Source organism: Gemmatimonadaceae bacterium (assembly GCA_035606695.1).
GTDB lineage: Bacteria > Gemmatimonadota > Gemmatimonadetes > Gemmatimonadales > Gemmatimonadaceae > JAQBQB01.
Genome location: DATNEW010000025.1, coordinates 1 through 5,410, shown reverse-complemented (window position 1 = coordinate 5,410; position 5,410 = coordinate 1). Strand labels below are relative to the sequence as shown.

Annotated in this window: 4 protein-coding genes; all 4 read right to left on the bottom strand. The window is 65.2% G+C overall.

Annotated features, from left to right (window positions below):
- Window positions 1-121: 121 nt before the first annotated feature.
- Entirely contained in the window at window positions 122-2,536 is a 2,415-nt protein-coding gene (locus VN706_10985; GenBank protein HXT16145.1) for an ABC transporter permease, read from the bottom strand.
- Window positions 2,537-2,577: 41 nt separating this feature from the next.
- Window positions 2,578-3,099 (bottom strand): hypothetical protein, encoded by a 522-nt coding sequence (locus VN706_10980; GenBank protein HXT16144.1) that lies wholly within the window; start codon window positions 3,097-3,099, stop codon window positions 2,578-2,580.
- A gap of 27 nt (window positions 3,100-3,126) precedes the next feature.
- Window positions 3,127-4,590 (bottom strand): hypothetical protein, encoded by a 1,464-nt coding sequence (locus tag VN706_10975; GenBank protein ID HXT16143.1) that lies wholly within the window; start codon window positions 4,588-4,590, stop codon window positions 3,127-3,129.
- A 42-nt stretch (window positions 4,591-4,632) separates the two neighbouring features.
- The coding region (locus tag VN706_10970) for a hypothetical protein (GenBank protein HXT16142.1) at window positions 4,633-5,410 on the bottom strand (778 nt) is incomplete at its 5' end.

Genomic DNA, 5,410 nt, shown 5'->3' with positions numbered 1-5,410 from the left:
AATCGAGGATACTCGCGCGGTTTACGCTGCCGTGCCGGCGCCGGTCTCGCGCCATCGCAGGCGCGGTCGACCGAGTACCGCGCGGCAACAGGACCCAGCGAGCCGCAGCTAGTCCGCCGCTTCACTCCGTGCGCAGCGCGTTCACGGGATCCAGCCGCGTGGCGCGGCGCGCCGGAACGAAGCACGCGAGCAGCGTCACGGCCGCGAGCAGCAGGCAGATCGAAACGAATGTCGCCGGGTCCGTCGACGTCGTGTTCACGAGCACGGATGAGAGCACTCTACTCACGCCCGCGGCCGCGCCGACCCCGATCACCATGCCGATGACGATCCGCACAAGGCCCTTCCGGAGCACGAGCCACAGAATGTCGCGCCGCGCTGCGCCGAGCGCCATGCGCACGCCGAGCTCCTGTGTCCTCTGGCCGACGCCGTGCGCGGTTACGGCGTAGATGCCGACCGACGAGATCAGCAGTGCGATCACGGCGAACGCGCCGAACAGCGTTCCGAAAATCCGATATGGCCAGTTTCGCTGCGCGAGGATGTCGTCCATCGTCCGAATGTTGTAGAGCGGCAGGTCCGCGTCCAGTTGCCGCAGCTCGCTGCGGATGCCCTGAATGACCGCGTCTCCGGCCAAGCGGCTGCGCGCTAGCACCGTGAAGGCGTTCGGCGGCTCTTGGCGGAATGGCACATAGACTGTGGGCTGCACACGAAGCTCTTGAGTCGGGCTCTGCTGGTACACCGGCGGGCTGACGCCGACGATCGTGAGCCAGGGCGCCGCGAGATCCTCCGTGCCTCTACTGAGGTCCTCGCCGAGACGGATGCGGCTCCCGAGCGGGTCCCCGTTCTCGAAATAGCGCGCCGCGAACACCTCGTTCACGATGGCCGCTTCCGAGCCCGGGGCGCCGTCCGTTTCGGTGAAGCGGCGACCGCGCGCGATGGAGAGGTCGAGCGCGTCGAAGTAGTCGGGCTCGACGACGAGGCGCGCCACCGTCGGCAGGCGGTTGTTCGCGTCGGTCATGTCGCGGCCTTCGATCTTCAGCGTTCTTTGTTGCGCGCCCGCGGCCGGCGCCTGCGAAACGATCGTCAGCGAATCGACGCCCGGCACGGTCTGGAGTCTTTCCTTGAGCCGTTCTTGGAACGCCTGACGATCGCCCGGTTGCGGATAGCGCGAGGCCGGCAGCGTCACCTGCACGGTGATGAGATTCTCGGTGTCCACGCCGATATCGAACTGCTGCGTGATCAAGAAGCTGCGAATCATCAAGCCGGCTCCGACGAGCAAGACGATCGTCAGGCCGATCTGCCCGACCAGCAACACATCCGTCATCCTTCCGGCGCGCTTGCCGCTGCTACCGCTGCGCCCGCCCTCCTTTAAGTTCTCGCTGACGTTCGACTTGGAGATCTGCAGCGCCGGTGCGAGGCCGAACAAGATGCCCGTGAAAATCGAGACGGCCGCGAAGTACGCGAAAACGCGATAGTCCATCGAGAAGTCGAGCCAGTACGGCCTCCCGGTCGGCACGGTCGCGACGTCGATCCAGCGAACTCCGAGCAGGCCCACACCCAAGCCGAGCACTCCGCCGACCACGCTCAGCATCACGCTTTCGACGAGCAGTTGCCTCACGATGCGCCAACGGCTCGCGCCCATCGCGGTGCGGACCGAAGTCTCGCGCGTGCGCTGGATCGCGCGCGACAGCAGCAGGTTCGCGACGTTGGCGCAGGCGATCAGCAACACGAAGCAGACGGCGCCGAGCAGCGAATACAGAATCACGCGAATCGGCCCCGTCGTGCCCCGATCCGTGTACGGCGCGACGCTCGGCACGAGGTCCTTGTTGGTCTCGGGATACGCCTCCGCCAGCGCGTCCACTATCCCGGTCAGCTCGGCTCCGGCACGCTCGTACGAGATGCCCTCGCCCAGACGCGCGAATACGACCATCTGTCGGTTTTCGCGCCGTAGCGCGAGCGGGTTCGAAACGAACGGAATCCAGAGGCGCGTGTCCTGCGGGAAGCCTTCTCCCGGCCGCATCACGCCCACCACCGTGTATTCCTCGAGATTGATCCGAATCGTACGACCGAGGATGCCTGCGTCGCCGGAGTAACGCGTTTGCCATAGACCGTAGCTCAACAGCACGACTCGATCGGCGCCGGCCTGCTCGTCTTGCGGCGTGAAGTCTCTCCCGACCAGCGGCACGGCTCCGAGCAGCGAAAACGTGTTCGCGGTGATCCGGGCGCCGGTCACGCGCTCGGCGGCGACGTCGCCGTCGCTGAGATCCGCGCCCAGGTTGGTGAATGCACCCAGGCCTTTGAACGACCGGCTCTGCTCGCGATAGTCGATGAAGTCGGCATACGAGACGCCGCGATTCGTCGAGATGAACGCAATCTCGCCGGGATTGGGGAACGGCATCCCCTTGAATAGAACGGAATTGATGATCGTGAAGATCGCCGTGTTGACGCCGATGCCGAGCGCCATCGTGACGACGACGACCGCCGAGAACGCGCGGTTCTTCAGTAAGACTCTGAGCGCGAAGCGCAGGTCGTGGAGCATTGCCGCAATAGATACCTAGGGTGGAGCGGCGGTTGCAGAGTCTAACGCACGCGGCGGAACGCTACCCTCAGCGTCTTGCCTTGGCGCTCGAGCTCGTCGCTCGCGTCCTCGCACTGTTCACCGGACGCGTAGTAGCGCACGTTCCAGAGATCCGACTCGTCGTCGAACTGCGGGTCGCCTTTGAACACGATCTGGCAGGCGTAGCCCTGTCGAACCGACGCCCGCATCCGGCCGATCAGCGCCATGAGCTCGTCGTCATTGGGTCGGCGATAGAAGGAAATCTCCGCCTCCAGGCCCACGCGCTGTAGCGCCGCGCCGAGGTCGTCACAGGCTGGGCCGACGCCGGAGTAAGCGACCAGCCAGCGATTCGTCAACTCGTCGAGCCGCGGCACCCCGTGCAGCGACAGGTCACACCCGTCGGTCTGCTCGACCTTGGCGACGAGCTCGCGCGCCAGCGTCATCGCATCGTCCGCGGCCGGCAGTTGCGCGCCCGCCATCGGCGCGATGCTTGCGCCGGCAACAGCGCCGACTGCGATCCAGCAACTAGTCACGCGCAACCTCATTCCGCGCGGCACGAGCGCCGGGCCGCGCTACTGCTGCGGAGTTTCGAAGTTGAAGATGTCCTCTTCGTCGGGCCGCTGCATGTTCTTCTCGTAATACTCTTCCCAGAGGTGGCCCCACGGCCGGCCAAACATGTCGAGCACCTCGTACTCGAAGTGGCTGCCGGGCGGCAACGGCGTCGCCTTGCCGTTGACCGGAAAGATCGTCTGCACGCACTCGATGAAGACGTACGGCGCGTCGTCCGTGAGCTCGCCGGATTTCGTGAAGTTGCGCACGATGCGGATCGGCTCCACGAGCGCGTCCTCGTCGTAGAAGATCGCCTCGTGATTAAGGCCCACGAACTTGCCGGACGCGTCGTGATTCGGCGAGTAGATCTCGATCGTCTGCATCTTGTTCGAGTACTCGAACCCGGCATGGACCTTCCAGCCGACGACGTTCGACGTCCACGTGATCAACGTGTCCTTGTCCCAGAAGCCGATCGTCTCGCCGTACCAGCGCGGCACATCGGCCCCGAGCCGCGGCGTCGCACCCGACATGTCGAACTCGCGGCCGATGAGGATATTCGTGATGAAGTTGCGCGCGACGCCGGCCATGAGCTGGACCTGCTGCGGCGTCACCGTGATGTAGTGGTCGCGAACGGCGGCCGCATGCCAGCGCCGCATGAACCCCTCGGGCCAGCAGTACTGCGACTGCCAGTGCGCGACGTTCGTGTTGCCCTGGTGATAGGTCTCCTGCGCGAGGTACTGCTGATACTTCGGCGTCAGCAGCGACATCATCGTCGAGACCTGCATCTTGCGCGCGTTATACCAGGTCTCGCCGAAGCCGCGGCCGTAGCGACCCGTCCACTCGCCGGGTACCGTCGCGTACGTGTGCTGCGTCGGTCCGCCGCGCTTCGCCGTCTCGGCTTTCAGCGCTTCCCAGTGCGCCTGCGCCGTCTTGAACGGATACGGGCTCACGATCGCTTCGCGCGGATAGTCGCTGTCGCAAAGTCCCCAGCCCATCGTGCCAGGACCCTTGTCGCCGATCGCGCCGCGGGCGGTCCAGCTGTCTTCGATCGCGACCGTCGAGTTGCAGCGCCAGTAGCGCGGATCGGACCAGAGGTCCTTGTCTTTATAGAAGTCGTCCGACGTGAACATATCGCGCGGCAGCGGCTCGATGCCTTTCGGCGTCTGGCCGGGCGGCGCCGAGCCGATGAACTGCCTCGGCGGCGGAGCTCCTTGGTTCGCCGCGGCACCGCGGTTTCCCTGGTTTCCGGCGTTCCCTTGGTTGCCCACGTTCCCTGGGTTGCCTGGGTTTGGCGGTGGACCTCCGAAGCCTCCACCGTAAGTAGCGCCGATCACCGGCAACGCGGCCGCGTCGACCAAGACGGGCGCGCCGCGTCCGACGCTCTTAAAGTCGATCTGTGGGCTTTGCTGCGCCGCCAACGGCGCCGCAATCGCGACGGCGAAAGCGAGCGCTGCGAGCCTCGGGCCCAGGTTGCTGTTCTTCGTCATCGATCTTCTCCCGTACCGCGTTCGCGGTGAGCGCCGAGCGCGCTACTTGTTGTTACTGAAATCGAACAGGTCCTCGGACGTGTCCTCGGGTTTCGTCATGCCCTGCTCGAAGTTCTCGCTCCAGATCTTCGCCCAGGGACGGCCGTACATGTCGGGCATCTCGTACTCGAGCTTCGCTCCCGGCGTCAGCGGCGCGTTCTTGCCGTTGACGTTGAAGATCGTCTGCACGCACTCGATGAACGGATACGGCGTCTCATCGGCGTCGGTGAAATTGTTGATCTTGTGCAGGTTGCGCACGATGCGGACGGGCGTCGCCAGCGCGTCCTCGTCGTAGAGGATCGTTTCGTGGTTCAAGCCGATGAACTTGCCCGCCTCGCGGATCGGAGTGTAGATCTCGATCGACTGTAGCTTGCTCGAGAACTCGAACTCCGAGTGCGACTTCCAGCCCTGGATGTTGCTGGTCCACGTGATCAGCACGTCTTTGTCCCAGAAGCCGATCGTGTCGCCGTACCAGCGCGGCACCGCGGCGCCGAGGCGCGGCACGCCCCCCTTCGCCACGTCTTCCATGTTGAAGTCGCGGCCGACGTAGACGTCCTGCATGAAGTTGCGCGCGACACCGGCGCGCACGTTCACGAGATCCGGCGTCGCGATCACGTAGTGCTCCCACACGGCCGCCGGGTACCAGCGGCGCATGAAGCCTTCCGGCCAGCAGAACGTCGATGGCCAGAGCGCGTTGCCGCGCACCTGGTGATACGCCTCTTGGACCATGTATTCCTGGTACTTCGGCGTCAGCACGGACAGCACCGTCGGAATCTGCGTG